Raw genomic sequence first — 14,396 nt, 5'->3', positions numbered from 1 at the left:
AGATTTTTTGCGGTTTCACAGGTCGGGGTCCGGAATGCCGGGGTGTGTCGCGCCGATCTTGGCAAAATAGCCGTTGACCGTGCCGGAATGACACGCAGATTTTGGTAACCCCCCGTTAACCATGATTTCCGCAGCCCGGCCGGCGACCCCGCTTGGAGGCGTGCCGGCACGAGGGACCACGGTCTGTTGCCGGTGGTCCGGGGCGCGGAAATAACGAGCCGTTGGAGGGAGAATGTGGCAACGCAATTGAACGCGTGCTGAGGCAAGGGTTTAGCTGCCGTTCATCGCCGGGGAGCGGCTTTTCGCCTACTCGGTGAGTTCGGTGAGAACCACCGACAGGTCGCCGGCTTCGGTGGTTACCAGTGCGCGGTAGGGGATGTAGTAGCCCGCGGTTTTCAGCGGCGCGAACCAGATCAGGATGCGCTCGTTCTTGGCCAGGTACGTGGTGATCTCGTTGTTGGTGTAGTGGCCGGAGATCGGGGTGTAGTGGACGCTGCACAGCACCAGCGGACCTTGGTAGCCGGTGCGCTTGGAGGTCGCGCTGTCGTCCTTCACGTATTTCAGGCTGAGGTTGAACCGCTCGACGCCGGTGAAGATCGGCATCTGGCGATTGCACAGTTGCCCGTCGAGCGCCGCGCCCTTCAGCACGAACGGCGCCAGCATGTCGTTGGCGGTGGTGAGGTGTCTCCGCTCGATCGCCACCCGGTCGATATTGTTGACGATCGGCGGGGCGACAATGAACGAGGCGACGGTGCCGCCGGCATAGGTGATGGCGGAGGTGAAATCCTCGCCGCCGGCGCGGGTCAAAAGGTCGAACTTCTGTGACCGGAGGCCCTTGTCGCCAGAGCTGCCTGTCGAGGTGGCCTTGGCCGAGCCGCTCGCCACCAGCTGCGCCAACCCGGTAATCTTGGCGTCGAGCACCAGCGAATAGGCCGAGCCGTCATCGGTGAGGTTGATACGGACATTGGCGACATGCGTGCCGCCCATCGTCACCATATACTCGGCGCGCGCCTTGATCTCGGCGGCAGCGACGGGCAGGGACAGCAGCCCCAGACCGAGGGCGGCAAATCGCAATGCTTGGCGGAAACCGGCGCTCAACACGGGAACGGACCTCTGACGGCGTCGCCAACTAAAGCGAATCAATATCGCGGCCAAAATGCCGAGGGAACGCCGGACTGGCAAGGCGTTCGGCGTTCACAAGCTTGACGAGAGGGGCCTAGTTCTCTATGGAGGCCCCGCAATCAAGAACAGACTCCAGCCCGTTGCGAGGGGAATAATCCCCCGCCGAGGGCCTTTTGACAGGATAACACTATGGCTCGCCGCTGCGAACTCACCGGTAAGGGCGTGATGACCGGGAACAAGGTGAGCCACGCGCTCAACCGTACCCGTCGCCGCTTCCTCCCCAACCTCCTCAACGTTTCGCTTCTGTCGGATACGCTCGGCCGCGCGGTCAAGCTGCGCATCTCGGCGAACGCGCTGCGCACCGTCGAGCACCGCGGGGGCCTCGATGCCTTCCTGCTGAAGGCCAACGATGCCGAGCTGTCGCCGGTGGCGCTGGCCGTCAAGAAGGAAGTCCGCGCCGCTCTCGCAACGGCGTAAGCCGCTTCCAACAGAATTTCGGCCGCGCGCTCCCCGACGGGAACGCGCGGTTTCGTTTTTCCGCCCCGGTCTGATGCCGGCCAGCGGGTTACATAGAGGTGCAGGATATGCTCGCTCGTTTCGTTGCGGCGATTGCCGCCATGGTCGTGGTCGTCACCGCGTCCAATATTCTCGTGCAATACCCGGTGCAGGCCGATCTCGGCCCGATCCATCTGGGCGACCTGCTCACCTGGGGCGCCTTTACCTACCCCTTCGCTTTCCTCGTCACGGACCTGACCAACCGGCATGACGGCCCTAACCGGGCCCGCATGGTGGTGGTGGTCGGCTTCGTCGTGGCGCTGGTGCTGTCGGTGTTCCTCGCGACGCCGCGTATCGCCATTGCTTCGGCCTCGGCGTTCCTCATCGGGCAGCTGCTCGATATCTCGGTGTTCTCGCGTTTGCGGGCCAGCCGCGCCTGGTTCCTGCCGCCGCTCGCCGCTTCGCTGTTCGGCTCGCTGCTCGATACGGCGATCTTCTTCACCATCGCCTTCGCGCCGGCGCTCGGCTTTGTCGACGGTCTGTTCGGCATGAAGGACGGCTCGCTCGGCTTCGGCGCACCATGGCTGGGCATCGGTTCCGAAGTGCCGCTATGGTTCTCGCTGGCGACCGGCGACTTCCTGGTGAAGTTCCTTGCGGCGCTGCTGCTCCTGGCGCCCTATCGGATGCTGATGGGCAAGCTGATGCCGCTGCCGCCGCTGAAAGCAGCGGCCTAGGCCGGCCAGCGGCTCAAGTGTTCGTGGACGATCCACCAGCGGTCGCCCACGCGCCGCAGCACCGTGGTGCCGCGGCCTGAGCCCGAGTCTTGCTTGCCGTCGACCGTGATCTCCCAGTTGAAGCGGTAGATGCAGGCAGCGGCGCTGTCGCCCTCGGCGATCCACTCGAGCTCGTCGAGCCAGTAGTGTTCGTTGGGTCCCATCACCTGCCACGTCGCCTCGAACGCCGCGCGGATGGCGGCGATGCCGCTATGGGTGCCGTTCGAGAACCAGAACGTGGCGTCGGGCGCAATGAGGTCGATCAGGAGATCGAAATCCTGGCGGTTGATGCGGTCTTCGTAAGCCTTGAGCACGTCCCTGGCCGACATCGCATCCTCCTCAGTCCGGCAGGCTGAACTCGAGGAGCAGGTTGCGCTCCCAATCATTGAAGTTGTTGTCTGAGACCAAGGTGATGCGGGTCGAGCCGTCCGGCGCGGCGTGGACGGCAAGCGCTTCCATGTTGTCGATGTCGCCGCCGGCGGCGTGCAGCAGTACTTCGCCCTTCATGTGGGCGCCGGCCTTCACCTCTGCCGCGGGAATGCGGACGAGCCGCATCTGGAAGGCGAGGAGGGCAACGCCGCGCTCGAGTACCAGCAGATCGCCGTTGGGCATGAAGGCGCAGTCGGTCGGGTTGGTGCCGTCGCCGGAGATATAGCTCAGCGGGCCCTTGTCGTTCTGACCCAGCAGGTAGGCCGAGTGCTGGCCGTCATCGTCGATGATGCCTTCGGTCAAGAGCAGGGTCGAACCGGCGATCGGCGAGGTGTCCGGGGCGATGCAGACCGCCTCCAGCGTCTCGTTGGTGCGGGTATCGCTCAGCCACTTGGGGATGGTCACTTCGCGGGCGGCGCCCTGCGGGATGCCGTCGACCAGGGTGAAATCGGCGACGCGTGTGAGATTTTCGAAGCCGACGCGCACCGCGCTCGGCTTGCCCTCGCGGTTGATCACCGCCAGCGCCTCGGCGTCGCGCGTATAGGCGCGGGGCAGTTCAGTGCCCTTGGAGTTCTGGATCGGCTCGACCTTGACGCCAATCAGCCCCATCGGCCGCGCCGCCTCGTCATAGAGCAGTTGGCCGGAAACGAAGTTGCCGCGGTCGGACACCATCACCAGCCGCCCGTCGGGGCCGGTGACGCCAAGACCGGAAAGACCGCCGAAGGTGTCGGTCTGGCTCTGCATCTCGATGCCGCCGCGCCAGATAAGGCCCTGCACGCGCTGGCCGATGCCGGCCCCCATAAAGGTCGAGAGCGGCACCGAGGTGACGGTCTCCTCGTCGGCCCGGGCGCCCAGCCCGGCGGCTGCCAGCAGTGCGGCGCCTGCGCTTGCGATCAGCAGTGCCGCTCCGGCGAGACGCGAGGCACGCCGTGAGCTGGTCATCCGTATCGGCTCTTGCGGAAGGCTCCGGGAGGCTCTTCGTCGAACAGCGAGGCGAGCTCGTCGGTCAGGGCTCCTGCCAGCTCCTCGGCGTCAAGCAGCGTGACGGCGCGGCGATAGTAGCGAGTGACATCGTGGCCGATACCGACCGCCACCAACTGCACGGCGGAGCGGGTCTCGATGTCTTCGATCACCTGGCGCAAGTGGGCCTCGAGATAGTTGCCGGCGTTGACGCTCTGGGTCGAATCATCGACCGGCGCGCCATCCGAGATCACCATCAGGATGCGGCGATTTTCGGTCCGCCCGAGCAGGCGCTTATGCGCCCACTGCAGCGCTTCGCCGTCGATGTTCTCCTTCAGGAGCCCCTCGCGCATCATCAGGCCGAGATTGCGCCGCGCGTGCCGCCAGGGCTCGTCGGCCGCCTTGTAGATGATGTGGCGGATGTCGTTGACGCGGCCGGGATTGGGCGGGCGCCCGGCCTCGAGCCAGGCCTCACGCGACTTGCCGCCCTTCCAGGCGCGGGTGGTGAAGCCGAGGATCTCGACCTTCACGCCGCAACGCTCGAGCGTGCGGGCGAGGATGTCGCCGCAGATCGCCGCGATGGTGATCGGGCGGCCGCGCATCGAGCCGGAATTGTCGAGCAGGAGCGTCACCACGGTGTCGCGGAAATCGGTGTCGCGCTCGACCTTGAAGCTCAGCGCCTGCAGCGGGTCGGTGACCACGCGGGTGAGGCGCGCCGTATCGAGCAGGCCTTCCTCGAGGTCGAACTCCCAGCTGCGGTTCTGTTGCGCCATCAGCCGCCGCTGCAGCTTGTTGGCAAGCCGCGCCACGGCGCCGGCGAGGTTCTCGAGCTGCTTGTCGAGCAGGGCACGCAGCTGATCCAGCTCCTCCGGCGGGCAGAGGTCCTGGGCCCGGACGATCTCGTCGAACTTCTGGGTGAAGATCTTGTAGTTGAAGACGTTCTGGAACTCTTTGGCGTTGGCGCCGGGCGGCGGCGGATTGGGCTGATCCTCGCCCGATTCCGAGCTGTCGTCCTCGTCGGTCTCGGAGAAATCCATCTCCGCGCCTTCGACTTCGCCTTCCTGCTCCGACTGCCCGGGGGTCTGGTCCTCGTCGGCCTCGGCGTCCTCGCTCTCCCCCTCGCCCTGCTCGGGGTTCTTCTCGTCGTCCTGGCCGCGCTCGGGCTCCTGGTCGTCGCCCTGTTCCGAATCGTCACTCTCGCCGTCGTCGAGATCGCTGTCGGGCACGAGGCTCAAATCGCGCAGCAGCTGCCGGGTGGCGCGACTGAACAGGTCCTGGTCCTCGAAGCGGGTGAGGAGCGTGGTCAGCGAGTTGCCGGCGCGCTCCTCGATTTCCTTCTTCCACAACTGGACGATGGCGTTGCCCGAGGGCGGAACCGTCACGCCGGCGACGCGCTCGCGCAGGATCAGCCCCAGCGCCTCGGCGAGCGGGGCGTCGGCCTTGTCGCTGACTTCGGCGAAGTTCTGCCGGAACAGCCGGTCTTCCAGCATCTCGTGGATATTGCCGGTCATGCCGGGCATGCGGATGCAGCCCAGCGCCTCGACGCGCGCCTGCTCCAGCGCGTCATAGGCAGCGCGTGCCTCGGGCTCAGCCGGAGCACGCTTGCGATGGGTCTCGGGGTCGTGGCTGGCGAGCCGCATGGCCATGGCGTCGCCTTGCCCGCGGGCGATGGCGATGTCGCGCTGCGTCGGCAGGCGGGGGAGATTCGCGAGCCGCGCCTTGTCGGCGGTCAGGATCGGGCGGTCGGCCGAGAAGCTCACCTCGAGATCACGCTTGCCGCCAATGGCGCGCACCGCGGCGCCCATCGCCGATTTGAACGGGGCGGTGGTGTCGGGCTTGTTCGGCTTTGAGCGCGGCGGAGGGGCCATGAGACGGGTCCGGATACGGGGCTAGGCGTTGGTAGGGGCGAGGCTGGTCGCGATCAGCAGGAACATTGGCTGATAGCGTTCTTCGGCCCATTCGGGGTGCGCGGCAATATCTGCATCGGTCGCACTCCACTCGTCGATATGGTCGAGCTTGAGGCCGTTGCGCTGCAGGGTGTTGATCGTGGTCGAGATCAGGCGGTGGTATTTGACCACGCCATCGGCGATCCAGTTGGTGAGGCGCTCGCCTTCGCGCAGATAGTCGTCGACGATGCCGAGCAGGTGCCCGTCGGCGTCCTTCATGAAGTCGGGATTGGCACGGGCGGCGAACACCGGGTGCTCCATCGAGAAGACGAAGTGCCCGCCGGGCTTCAGAGCTGACCTCACGCGCGATGCGAACGCGTCGAAATCGGCGAGGTAGTGCACGGCGAGCGAACTGAACACCAGGTCGAACGCGGCACGCGGCGGCTCGTAGCTTTCGAGGTCGGCGCGCTGGTAGCGGATCGGCAGGCCGGGGCCGCGACGCTGCGCGTCCTCAAGCATCTTTTCGGAGAGGTCGACGCCCAGCACACCGGCGGCGCCCTGTTCCACCGCATAGCGGCAGAAGGCCCCGAAACCGCAGCCGAGATCCAGCACCTGCGCGCCCTTGACGGGCGGCAGCATCGCCTTCAGCGACGGCCATTCTCCGGCGCCAGCCAGACCCTCGCGAGAGCGGGGAAACTTGCTGTAGCCTTCGAAGAACGCCGGATCATCATAGATGTTCTGGGCCAAACCGTCCGTCCCGGACCTTAAGCGGTCACCGCCAGGTTGGCTGCCGATTCCGGCAGGTCTTCGCCGAACACGCGCTGGTAGAACTCGGCCACCACGGGGCGTTCGAGCTCGTCGCACTTGTTGAGGAAGGTCAGCCGGAAGGCGAAACCGAGGTCGCCGAAAATCTCGGCATTCTCGGCCCAGGTGATCACCGTACGCGGGCTCATCACCGTCGACAGGTCGCCGTTGATGAAGGCCTGGCGGGTGAGATCGGCAAGCCGGACCATGTTGGACACGACCTTCTTGCCCTTGTCGCCGGTATAGGCCTTGGCCTTGGCGAGCACGATCCCGACTTCCTTGTCGTGCGGCAGGTAGTTCAGCGTGGTGACGATCGACCAGCGGTCCATCTGGCCCTGGTTGATCTGCTGGGTGCCGTGATAGAGGCCCGACGTATCACCCAGACCGATGGTGTTGGTGGTCGAGAACAGCCGGAAGGCCGGGTGCGGGGTGATGACGCGGTTCTGGTCAAGCAGCGTCAGCCGGCCCTGCGTTTCCAAGACGCGCTGGATCACGAACATCACGTCCGGGCGGCCGGCGTCGTATTCGTCGAACACGAGCGCGATGTTGTTCTGCACCGCCCACGGCAGGATGCCGTCGCGGAACTCGGTGATCTGCTTGCCGTCCTTGACCACGATCGCGTCCTTGCCGACGAGATCGATGCGCGAGACGTGCGCGTCGAGATTGACGCGGACCAGCGGCCAGTTCAGCCGCGCCGCGACCTGCTCGATATGAGTCGATTTGCCGGTGCCGTGGTAGCCCTGCACCATGACGCGGCGGTTGAAGGCAAATCCCGCAAGGATCGCCAGCGTGGTGTTGCGGTCGAACAGGTAGTCCGGATCCAGCGGCGGCACATGCGGATCGGTTTCCGCATAGCCCATGACCTTCATGTCGCTGTCGATGCCAAAGGTCTCGCGGACGGAATATTGCTTGTTCGGCAGATTGTTGAATTCAGGCATTTCACGAGGCTCGCGGAAGGAAATAGGTCAAGACGGCTGCCTTGGCGGTTGCCGGCTCTATAGCAGCATCGGGTGCGGCGCGGTAGGGCCGCGCGACAATCTGGCGACGGGCGGCAAGGCGACTGCTGACGCTGATTTGCCCCAAAGCGGCGGGACTTGCCGGTCGCCATTGGCGCGGCAAATACCACCATAACAAACATTCATCCCTCGAAGGGCGTCAGCGCCCGACGAAGCCCTTGGATTTGAGGTGCGAATAGGCGGCGATGATGGCGCGCAGCCGGTCCTCGGAGCTCTTGTCGCCGCCGTTGGCGTCGGGGTGGTGGACCTTCACCAGCGCCTTGTAGGCCGCCTTGATCGCGTCGGCCTTGGCGTAGCCCTTGAAGCCGAGCGTCTCGAGCGAGCGGCGGTCCTGCTCATGCAGCGGTTTCACCCGCTCTTCGGCGGGGGCGCGCTGCTGGTGGCGGGCGTAGCGGGCGAACACGCCAAAGGGGTCGTTTACCCGCTTGGCCGTCGGATCGCGCGGGGCGCCGCGCGGCATGCGCGGGCCGGTGTTGGCGCCGGCCTTGGCGCCGAAGCCCCAGCTCGGACGTCCGTCGGTCTCCTTTTCGCGCGTTACCTGCGCTTCCATTTCCTCGGGCTTCATGCCGGCGAAGAAGTTGAACACCTGGTTGTAGTGGCGCACGTGCTCGAGGCAGAAGTGGTGATACTGCCCCACGGCGCGGTTGCCCTTGGGCGCCTTGTAGAGGCCGGGCTGGTCACACCCCTCCCATCCGCAGGCCGGCACTTCGGCGCGCGCTTCGGGTTCCGGGTGCCGTGATCGGATCCGGATGCGGTCAAAATACTTGGAATCCAGCTTCATCAATCCTAGTTACGGGGCTACGGCCACGCCTCAAACTGAACCGGTATCCATATGTCCGTTCGCGACGCGATTGCAGAAAAACTTTCGGTCAAATTCACGCCGACCCATCTTGAAGTGATCGACGAGAGCGAGAAACATAGGGGTCACGGTGGTTATCGCGAGGGCGGAGAGACGCATTTCCGCGTCCGCATCGCCTCTCCCGAGTTCGCCGGCAAGTCACGCCTCGCACAGCATCGTGCCGTGATGGAGGCGCTCGACGCCGAACTCAAGTCCGGCGTCCATGCGCTGGCCGTCGAGGTAGTCAGCTCCCCGTCCGGCCATCAGTGATCATTTGGATGACGCTGATATGGGTTGCGCGATTGCCGTCTGCAACTCCGGCGATCTGATGGCATCGGCTTAGCCCCCACGCTGCAATCGAAAAGTTCGGCGATTGGAACTTGGCCGGCCGCTTTGCGGCCAAAGCCGGGCGGCGCCGTGGCGAGCCGCCGCTTTGTCTTCGAAATATCGCCCAAGGTCTTGCCTAGCACTCGTTCTCGCAGACAGACTTGGAGGGCGACATGTCCACTCTAAAGACGGCGGCCCTGGTGGCCGCCTTGACGCTATGCGCGGTGCCCGCGTTGGCGGCAGAGAGTAATCTACAACTGATCATCGGCGGCGAGGCCTACGACGGCCCCCCGAAGTTCGAGGTCACGTTCAACGGCAAGGTGCTGGGCGAGGGCGCGGTGAACGCGGCAATCGACACCGCGACGGCCGGGCGCTTCGCCGACGCGGCGGACAAGACCCCGTACGTGCAGAGCTTTGCCTTCGATATCCCCGAGGACGTGTTCAAGCCGGGTGGCGAAGTGCGGGTCCGGCTGGTGAACGAGGCTTATGGCGGCGACGGCTCGAACCGCGACCGCAATCTCTATCTGGCCGCCGTGGCGGTGAATGGCCGTGCCGTGACGGTGTCGGGGCTTTCGACCCAGGGCACGTCGGCCGATACCAAAAACGAGCTGCTGGGTGAGTTCCTGGTGCTGCGCGACGGCAATGTCGAGGGCGTATCACGCGCACCGACCGGTGGCTGGCCGCTGCCCAACGCGACGATCGCAGCCGTGCAGCCGACGCCGGAAGCAGTAACGACTGAGGTTGCCGCAGTAGCCGAAGTCGCCGAGGAACCGGCGCAGACCGCAACGAAGCCGCCGGCTGCCGTGACGGCGCTGCGGCTGCCGGAATCGGCGGCCGAGGACAAGGTGATCGACGAGAAGCCGGTCGAAACGGCGAGCCTTGCCGCGACCGCGGCTCCGACGGCGAACGCCGCCTGCAATCGCGACGAACTCTACAACGTCGTCGGCTTCAACGAGAATTCGAACGACCTGACGCCCAGGCTGATGGAGCGGCTCGACCAGATCATCGCCGATATCGGCGAGCAGGAGTGCAAGGTGTTGGTCACCGGCTATTCCAGCCGGCAGGGCAACCACGCGACCAATGCGCTTTTCGCCATCGAGCGGGCTCAGAACGTCCTGGCCTATCTGAAGCAGGCCGGGCTCAAGTTCGAGAAGGTCTCAGCCGCCGGCGCCGGCGCCACCGAGCAGTTCGGGGATACGTTCTATGCCAATCGCCGGGTGGTCATCTCGGTCGCGCCGTAAGGGGGAGGGGCGGGCCGTGGCGGCGGCCCGCTTCACTATTTCGCGGCGAGCTGCGTCAGCCGATCGGCGAGGCCGTTGAGTTCCCAATCCCGGGCGAGCTTTGCCGCCTCGCCCCAGGTCGGGGTGACGTCGGGGATCGGCGGCAATGGCGCGGTGGTCACCATGGTCGCGATGCGCTTGTAGAGCCGCAGATCGTCGGACTGAGCCGGGAAGCGGTTGTCGGCGATCATCGCCTCGAGGTCCGGGTAGCGTTTCAAGAGGCTTGCCGCGGTCGCTTCGCCGACGCCTTTGGCGCCGGGGATCTTGTCCGATGGGTCGCCGCGCAGCGCGATGAAATCGGGCACCTGGCTTGGCTCCACCTTGTAGCGCTCGCGGACGCCTGCGGGATCGATGCGGGCCATCTCACCGCCCTTGGCCGGCTGGAGGATCGTCGTCCGCTCGGAAGCCAGCTGGTAGGCGTCGCGATCGCTGGTCGCGACCAGCGTGGTGCCGCCATCCCGTTCTTCCATCGCAACGGCGGTCGCGAGGAAGTCGTCGGCCTCGAAGCGTCCCTCCTTGCCGATGACGAAGCCGCAGGCTGTCACGAACTCCGGCAGCACGTCGAGCTGGTCGACGATCTCGTCCTCGAAGATGCGGCCACCCTGGTAGGTCGGGAACTCGAGAGCGCGCCAGTTGGGCACCGCGAGCGTATCCCAGCCCACCACCACCGCGCGCGGCTTCTCGGCCTCATAGAGCCGCAGCAGGTAGTTCGCGAAGCCGACGATGGCGCCGCCGCCGCGGTTGCCGGCACGCCGGATGGTCTTGGGCAGGCCGTGATAGGCGCGATGGGCGAACGAGTCGCCATCGATGACGAGCAGCGGGCGGCGGTCGGACATCAGTTTCCCCTCGTGTCGCCCGTTCCGGCGGATGTTCAGGCGGTCCGCATGTCCTCAAGGTAGGCGCGGACCGTGGCTGGGTCGACGTTCTTTTCGATGAAGGCCTGGCCGATGCCGCGGGTGAGGATGAAGGTCAGCGCCCCGCGCACCACCTTCTTGTCCTGCGCAATGGCGTTCATCAGGTAGTCGGTGTCGGGCAGGTCGCCCGGAATATCGGCGAGGCGGGTCGGCAGGCCCGCAGCAGTCAGGTGCTGGGCGATGCGGCCGGTATCCTGGCTGGGCGAGAGGCCGAGTTTCGCCGAGAAGCCGTGCGCCAGCACCATGCCGATGGCAACACCCTCACCATGCAGCAGCCGGTCGGAATAGCCGGTGGCCGATTCGAGCGCGTGGCCGAAGGTATGGCCGAGATTGAGCAGGGCGCGGACGCCGGTTTCCTTCTCGTCGGCGAGAACGAAGCGGGTCTTCGACGCGCAGCAGCGCGCTACCATCTCGCCGCGCAGCGCCGCGTTGCCGGCGAAGATCTCGCGGCGATTGTCCTCGAGCCAGAAATAGAACGGCTCGTCGTCGATCAGCCCGTACTTCACCACCTCGGCATAGCCGGCGGCGAACTGGCGTGGCGGCAGGGTGTCGAGCGCGTCGAGATCGGCCAGCACCAGTTTTGGCTGGTGAAACGCACCGATGAGGTTCTTGCCGTGCGGCGAGTTGATGCCGGTCTTGCCGCCGACGGACGAATCCACCTGCGCCAGCAGCGAGGTCGGGATCTGGACGAAATCCATGCCGCGCCGGGCTATCGCCGCGGCGAAGCCGGCGAGATCGCCGATCACCCCGCCGCCGAGCGCCAGGATCAGGTCGCCGCGTTCCAGCCGGGCCGCGAGAATGCCTTCGACCACTTCGCCCAGCCGTGCGAACGACTTGGTGGCTTCGCCATTCGGCAGCACGATCGTCGCATAGCTAACGCCAGCCGCGTCGAGTGAGGCGGTGAGTCGCGGCAACTGTGCCATGGCGACTTCGGTGTCGGTGACGATGCCGAAGCGACGGCCGGGGAACTTGGCCTTCAGCACCACGCCGGCGCTGTCGATCAAGCCGCTGCCGATCAGGATGTCGTAGGCACGCTCGCCCAGCGGCACGTGCACGGTGGTCGGCTCAGCCATCGGACTTCTCATTGCTCAAATGGTCCAGCAGGGCGTCGATAACTTCGCTTGCCACCTGGTCCTGCGGCACGTCGCGCGAGACGATGGTGACATCGGCCTCGGCGTAGATGGGGTAGCGCGCCTCGATCAGCTTCTGCAGCGTTTCGCGCGGGTTGGCGGTCTTCAGCAGCGGCCGGTTGGAGCGCCGCGAGACGCGCTGGAACAACAGCTCGAAATCCGCCTTGATCCACACCGAAATCGCCGAAGCCTTCACCAGGCTGCGGGTCTCGGCATTGACGAAGGCGCCGCCGCCGGTGCCGAGCACGATATTCTCGTCCTTCAGCAGCCGGGCGATCACCTTGACCTCGCCGGCGCGGAAATCGGCTTCGCCATGGGCGCGGAAAATGTCCTCGATGGTCATGCCGGCGGCCTTCTCCACCTCTTCGTCGCTGTCGACGAAGTGGCGGCCGAGGCGTGCGGCAAGGCGGCGGCCGACCGTGGTCTTGCCGGCGCCCATCATGCCGATGAGGACGATCGGGCGGTGCCCGAGGAGCCGCAGCAGATCCTCGCGCCGGTCGTCGCGTGTGGTCGTGCCGTCGCGTGACATCGCATTTCCTCGCTCGGCGGGTTTGAACCGTTAGGGCGGCATAAAGTCAATGCCCGCTATGGTTCGCCCGCCATGGTTAGCGCACCCTTGATCGCGTCCAGCAAACAAGGGAGACTGGCCTTTGCGTGACAAAAGCGGATTGCCATGCCGACTCTCATTCGTCTGATCGTTATCCTGCTGGTCCTGGTCGGGCTTGGCTACGGGGCCATGTTCGCGCTCGTCGCGATCGTGCAGCCACGCGACAAGGACGTGACCATCCGGATTCCCGCGCGCGACCTGATGCCCTCGGCGCAGCGCGACCCGCTGGTACGCCGCGAGATCAATACCACCCGCACGCCCGAAGCGCCCGCCGCCGAGCCGGCGCCGGCCGTGGAGACGCCGGCCGCAGTGCCGGCAGCCGAAGCTCCCGCCGGTGATGGCGAAGTGGTGACGCGGCAACAGGGCGTCGAATGAGCGGCGCTCATCTGGTCGAAGCGTTCCTCGAGATGATGAGCGCCGAGCGCGGCGCTGCCAAGAACACCATAGATGCCTATCGTCGCGACCTCGGTGACTATTGCGGCTTCCTCGGCCGCCGCGGCACCGGCCCCACCGCCGCCGGCCGCGAGCAGGTGACGCAATACCTCGCCTTTCTTGAAGCCGAGGGCATCGCCGCCTCATCGAGCGCGCGAAAACTCTCAGCCATCCGCCAATTCCACAAGTTCCTCGCCGCAGATGCAGTGCGAACTGACGATCCTACCCGAATCATTGCGTCGCCCAAGGCACGGCGCGGTCTGCCCAAGGTGCTCTCGATCGCCGAGATCGATCGGTTGCTGACCGTCGCTGAGGCGGATGTCGAAGCTCCCGAGGCCAGCGACGCGGCGCGCGCCATGTCCGCGCGGCTCTATCTGCTGCTCGAACTGCTCTATGCCACCGGCATGCGCGTGTCGGAACTGGTCGAACTGAAGCGTGCTGCGGTGATGCGCGATGCGAGCTTCCTCACCGTGCGGGGCAAGGGCGGCAAGGAGCGGATCGTGCCGCTGACCGACCGCGCGCGTGACGCGGTGAAGGCCTATCTTGCGCGGCTCGAGCCCGGCATCTGGCTGTTTCCGGCCGGGGGCGAGAGCGGCCATCTGAGCCGGCAGGTGTTCGCCCGCGAGCTCAAGGGCCTCGCCGCTCGTGCCGGCATCGCGGTGGCGCGGGTATCACCGCACGTGCTGCGCCATGCCTTTGCCAGCCACTTGCTGGCGGGCGGCGCTGATCTGAGGGTGGTGCAGACGCTGCTCGGGCACTCCGACATCTCGACCACGCAGATCTACACCCACGTGCTCGACGAGAAGCTGAAATCGCTGGTCGAAGCCCATCACCCGCTGGCCGAGCAAGGCTAGCCGCGCTTCTCTCCGGTCATTCCGTCCAGCCGGAGCAGCAGGTCATCGAGGGCGCGCAGTACATCGCTCATCAGCATCGGTGGTTTTGGCGCGGGCGCCGGTGGCGGGTCCTGCCAGAGCGACCTGACCTCGGCCAGCCGCTCCTTGCGCCGGCGGCGCGCCGCCTTGGCTTCGGCGAGGGTGCGGCGCGTGGCCTGGTCGGCGGCATCGAGGGTGAACAGTTGTTCGCAGCTGGGACACCAGGCCGATCCGCCTGGGCGTACGAGCTTGGCGTTCTCGAGGAAGTGGCCGCTGCAACGGGGGCAACCGACGCTCACCAAGGCATAGGTGGTCATGGTCGAATAAGGTATCCGGTCGTTCGCCCTAGCGTTGTCATGAAAGCGTCATGCATTGGTTAATGCGGCGTGACGAAGCGGTGGAACGAGGGGCCCGCGCTTCACCAAGTCCGGGCTCCGCGCTTGACTCAGCGGGCCGGCATCGCCACTTTCCGGCCACTTTGGGGCGCGAGTTGACGCCCTTTCCCCTCCTT

The 14,396-nt window shown here is 66.0% G+C and carries 17 protein-coding genes; 6 read left to right on the top strand and 11 right to left on the bottom strand.

Annotated elements, in window-relative coordinates; genetic code table 11:
* Positions 1-306: 306 nt before the first annotated feature.
* Positions 307-1,074, bottom strand: a complete 768-nt coding sequence (locus tag AC1DV8_RS20590; protein WP_477158721.1) for a DUF3108 domain-containing protein — start codon at positions 1,072-1,074, stop codon at positions 307-309.
* Positions 1,075-1,311: 237 nt separating this feature from the next.
* Between AC1DV8_RS20590 and rpmB the strand changes: the two genes are divergently transcribed.
* Positions 1,312-1,599 carry a 50S ribosomal protein L28 gene (gene rpmB, locus AC1DV8_RS20585; protein ID WP_477147938.1) on the top strand — a complete coding sequence of 96 codons (288 nt, stop codon included), beginning with the start codon at positions 1,312-1,314 and terminating at the stop codon, positions 1,597-1,599.
* A 107-nt stretch (positions 1,600-1,706) separates the two neighbouring features.
* Complete coding sequence (locus tag AC1DV8_RS20580; protein ID WP_477158720.1) at positions 1,707-2,351, top strand: queuosine precursor transporter; 645 nt, start codon at positions 1,707-1,709, stop codon at positions 2,349-2,351.
* Here AC1DV8_RS20580 and AC1DV8_RS20575 read toward each other — a convergent pair.
* The 6 genes from AC1DV8_RS20575 to AC1DV8_RS20550 form a co-directional block, all read right to left on the bottom strand.
* The gene (locus AC1DV8_RS20575; RefSeq protein ID WP_477147936.1) at positions 2,348-2,719 is read right to left on the bottom strand and encodes a YybH family protein; all 372 of its coding nucleotides are present in this window, start codon (positions 2,717-2,719) and stop codon (positions 2,348-2,350) included. The two genes, AC1DV8_RS20580 and AC1DV8_RS20575, sit on opposite strands and share 4 nt — an antisense overlap.
* A 10-nt stretch (positions 2,720-2,729) precedes the next feature.
* The gene (locus AC1DV8_RS20570) at positions 2,730-3,761 is read right to left on the bottom strand and encodes an esterase-like activity of phytase family protein (RefSeq protein ID WP_477158719.1); all 1,032 of its coding nucleotides are present in this window, start codon (positions 3,759-3,761) and stop codon (positions 2,730-2,732) included.
* A complete protein-coding gene (gene cobT, locus AC1DV8_RS20565; RefSeq protein WP_477147934.1) occupies positions 3,758-5,647 on the bottom strand; it encodes a cobaltochelatase subunit CobT in 1,890 nt (629 codons plus the stop codon). Before cobT ends, AC1DV8_RS20570 begins: the two co-directional genes overlap by 4 nt.
* A gap of 21 nt (positions 5,648-5,668) precedes the next feature.
* On the bottom strand, positions 5,669-6,412 hold the full coding sequence (locus AC1DV8_RS20560) for a class I SAM-dependent methyltransferase (protein ID WP_477158718.1): 744 nt from the start codon (positions 6,410-6,412) through the stop codon (positions 5,669-5,671).
* A 17-nt stretch (positions 6,413-6,429) separates the two neighbouring features.
* Entirely contained in the window at positions 6,430-7,407 is a 978-nt protein-coding gene (gene cobS, locus AC1DV8_RS20555; protein WP_477147932.1) for a cobaltochelatase subunit CobS, read from the bottom strand.
* 217 nt (positions 7,408-7,624) lie between these two features.
* Positions 7,625-8,266: a J domain-containing protein gene (locus AC1DV8_RS20550; RefSeq protein WP_477147931.1), complete on the bottom strand. Its 642-nt coding sequence runs from the start codon at positions 8,264-8,266 to the stop codon at positions 7,625-7,627.
* A gap of 51 nt (positions 8,267-8,317) precedes the next feature.
* On the opposite strand from AC1DV8_RS20550, the gene AC1DV8_RS20545 reads away from it, so the two are divergent.
* The gene (locus AC1DV8_RS20545; protein WP_477147930.1) at positions 8,318-8,593 is read left to right on the top strand and encodes a BolA family protein; all 276 of its coding nucleotides are present in this window, start codon (positions 8,318-8,320) and stop codon (positions 8,591-8,593) included.
* Positions 8,594-8,823: 230 nt separating this feature from the next.
* Positions 8,824-9,891 carry an OmpA family protein gene (locus AC1DV8_RS20540; RefSeq protein ID WP_477147929.1) on the top strand — a complete coding sequence of 356 codons (1,068 nt, stop codon included), beginning with the start codon at positions 8,824-8,826 and terminating at the stop codon, positions 9,889-9,891.
* A gap of 35 nt (positions 9,892-9,926) precedes the next feature.
* Here the strand turns inward: AC1DV8_RS20540 and AC1DV8_RS20535 are convergent, their stop codons facing one another.
* From AC1DV8_RS20535 to AC1DV8_RS20525, 3 genes are read right to left on the bottom strand one after another with little or no spacing between them, the layout of a single operon-like run.
* Positions 9,927-10,766, bottom strand: a complete 840-nt coding sequence (locus AC1DV8_RS20535) for a 5'-3' exonuclease (protein WP_477158717.1) — start codon at positions 10,764-10,766, stop codon at positions 9,927-9,929.
* 35 nt (positions 10,767-10,801) lie between these two features.
* Positions 10,802-11,917: a 3-dehydroquinate synthase gene (gene aroB, locus AC1DV8_RS20530; RefSeq protein ID WP_477147927.1), complete on the bottom strand. Its 1,116-nt coding sequence runs from the start codon at positions 11,915-11,917 to the stop codon at positions 10,802-10,804.
* Positions 11,910-12,503 (bottom strand): shikimate kinase, encoded by a 594-nt coding sequence (locus AC1DV8_RS20525; protein WP_477147926.1) that lies wholly within the window; start codon positions 12,501-12,503, stop codon positions 11,910-11,912. Before AC1DV8_RS20525 ends, aroB begins: the two co-directional genes overlap by 8 nt.
* A gap of 144 nt (positions 12,504-12,647) precedes the next feature.
* Here AC1DV8_RS20525 and AC1DV8_RS20520 point away from each other — a divergent pair, with 144 nt between their 5' ends.
* Together AC1DV8_RS20520 and AC1DV8_RS20515 are read left to right on the top strand one after the other, a co-directional pair.
* Positions 12,648-12,956, top strand: a complete 309-nt coding sequence (locus AC1DV8_RS20520) for a hypothetical protein (RefSeq protein WP_477147925.1) — start codon at positions 12,648-12,650, stop codon at positions 12,954-12,956.
* Complete coding sequence (locus AC1DV8_RS20515; protein WP_477147924.1) at positions 12,953-13,867, top strand: site-specific tyrosine recombinase XerD; 915 nt, start codon at positions 12,953-12,955, stop codon at positions 13,865-13,867. Before AC1DV8_RS20520 ends, AC1DV8_RS20515 begins: the two co-directional genes overlap by 4 nt.
* Here AC1DV8_RS20515 and AC1DV8_RS20510 read toward each other — a convergent pair.
* Positions 13,864-14,202: a hypothetical protein gene (locus tag AC1DV8_RS20510; RefSeq protein WP_477147923.1), complete on the bottom strand. Its 339-nt coding sequence runs from the start codon at positions 14,200-14,202 to the stop codon at positions 13,864-13,866. The genes AC1DV8_RS20515 and AC1DV8_RS20510 overlap by 4 nt on opposite strands.
* Positions 14,203-14,396: the final 194 nt, after the last annotated feature.

It is taken from the genome of Devosia sp. P3_B2 (assembly GCF_056402875.1).
Note: the sequence above shows the minus strand (reverse complement) of the source record. Positions and strands in the feature narration are given on the sequence as shown.

Coding starts and splice junctions, on each gene's coding strand:
- rpmB (WP_477147938.1), top strand. CDS start 1,312: ATGGCTCGCCGCTGCGAACTCACCGGTAAGGGCGTGATGACCGGGAAC.
- AC1DV8_RS20580 (WP_477158720.1), top strand. CDS start 1,707: ATGCTCGCTCGTTTCGTTGCGGCGATTGCCGCCATGGTCGTGGTCGTC.
- AC1DV8_RS20575 (WP_477147936.1), bottom strand. CDS start 2,719: ATGTCGGCCAGGGACGTGCTCAAGGCTTACGAAGACCGCATCAACCGC.
- AC1DV8_RS20570 (WP_477158719.1), bottom strand. CDS start 3,761: ATGACCAGCTCACGGCGTGCCTCGCGTCTCGCCGGAGCGGCACTGCTG.
- cobT (WP_477147934.1), bottom strand. CDS start 5,647: ATGGCCCCTCCGCCGCGCTCAAAGCCGAACAAGCCCGACACCACCGCC.
- cobS (WP_477147932.1), bottom strand. CDS start 7,407: ATGCCTGAATTCAACAATCTGCCGAACAAGCAATATTCCGTCCGCGAG.
- AC1DV8_RS20550 (WP_477147931.1), bottom strand. CDS start 8,266: ATGAAGCTGGATTCCAAGTATTTTGACCGCATCCGGATCCGATCACGG.
- AC1DV8_RS20545 (WP_477147930.1), top strand. CDS start 8,318: ATGTCCGTTCGCGACGCGATTGCAGAAAAACTTTCGGTCAAATTCACG.
- AC1DV8_RS20540 (WP_477147929.1), top strand. CDS start 8,824: ATGTCCACTCTAAAGACGGCGGCCCTGGTGGCCGCCTTGACGCTATGC.
- AC1DV8_RS20535 (WP_477158717.1), bottom strand. CDS start 10,766: ATGTCCGACCGCCGCCCGCTGCTCGTCATCGATGGCGACTCGTTCGCC.
- aroB (WP_477147927.1), bottom strand. CDS start 11,917: ATGGCTGAGCCGACCACCGTGCACGTGCCGCTGGGCGAGCGTGCCTAC.
- AC1DV8_RS20525 (WP_477147926.1), bottom strand. CDS start 12,503: ATGTCACGCGACGGCACGACCACACGCGACGACCGGCGCGAGGATCTG.
- AC1DV8_RS20520 (WP_477147925.1), top strand. CDS start 12,648: ATGCCGACTCTCATTCGTCTGATCGTTATCCTGCTGGTCCTGGTCGGG.
- AC1DV8_RS20515 (WP_477147924.1), top strand. CDS start 12,953: ATGAGCGGCGCTCATCTGGTCGAAGCGTTCCTCGAGATGATGAGCGCC.
- AC1DV8_RS20510 (WP_477147923.1), bottom strand. CDS start 14,202: ATGACCACCTATGCCTTGGTGAGCGTCGGTTGCCCCCGTTGCAGCGGC.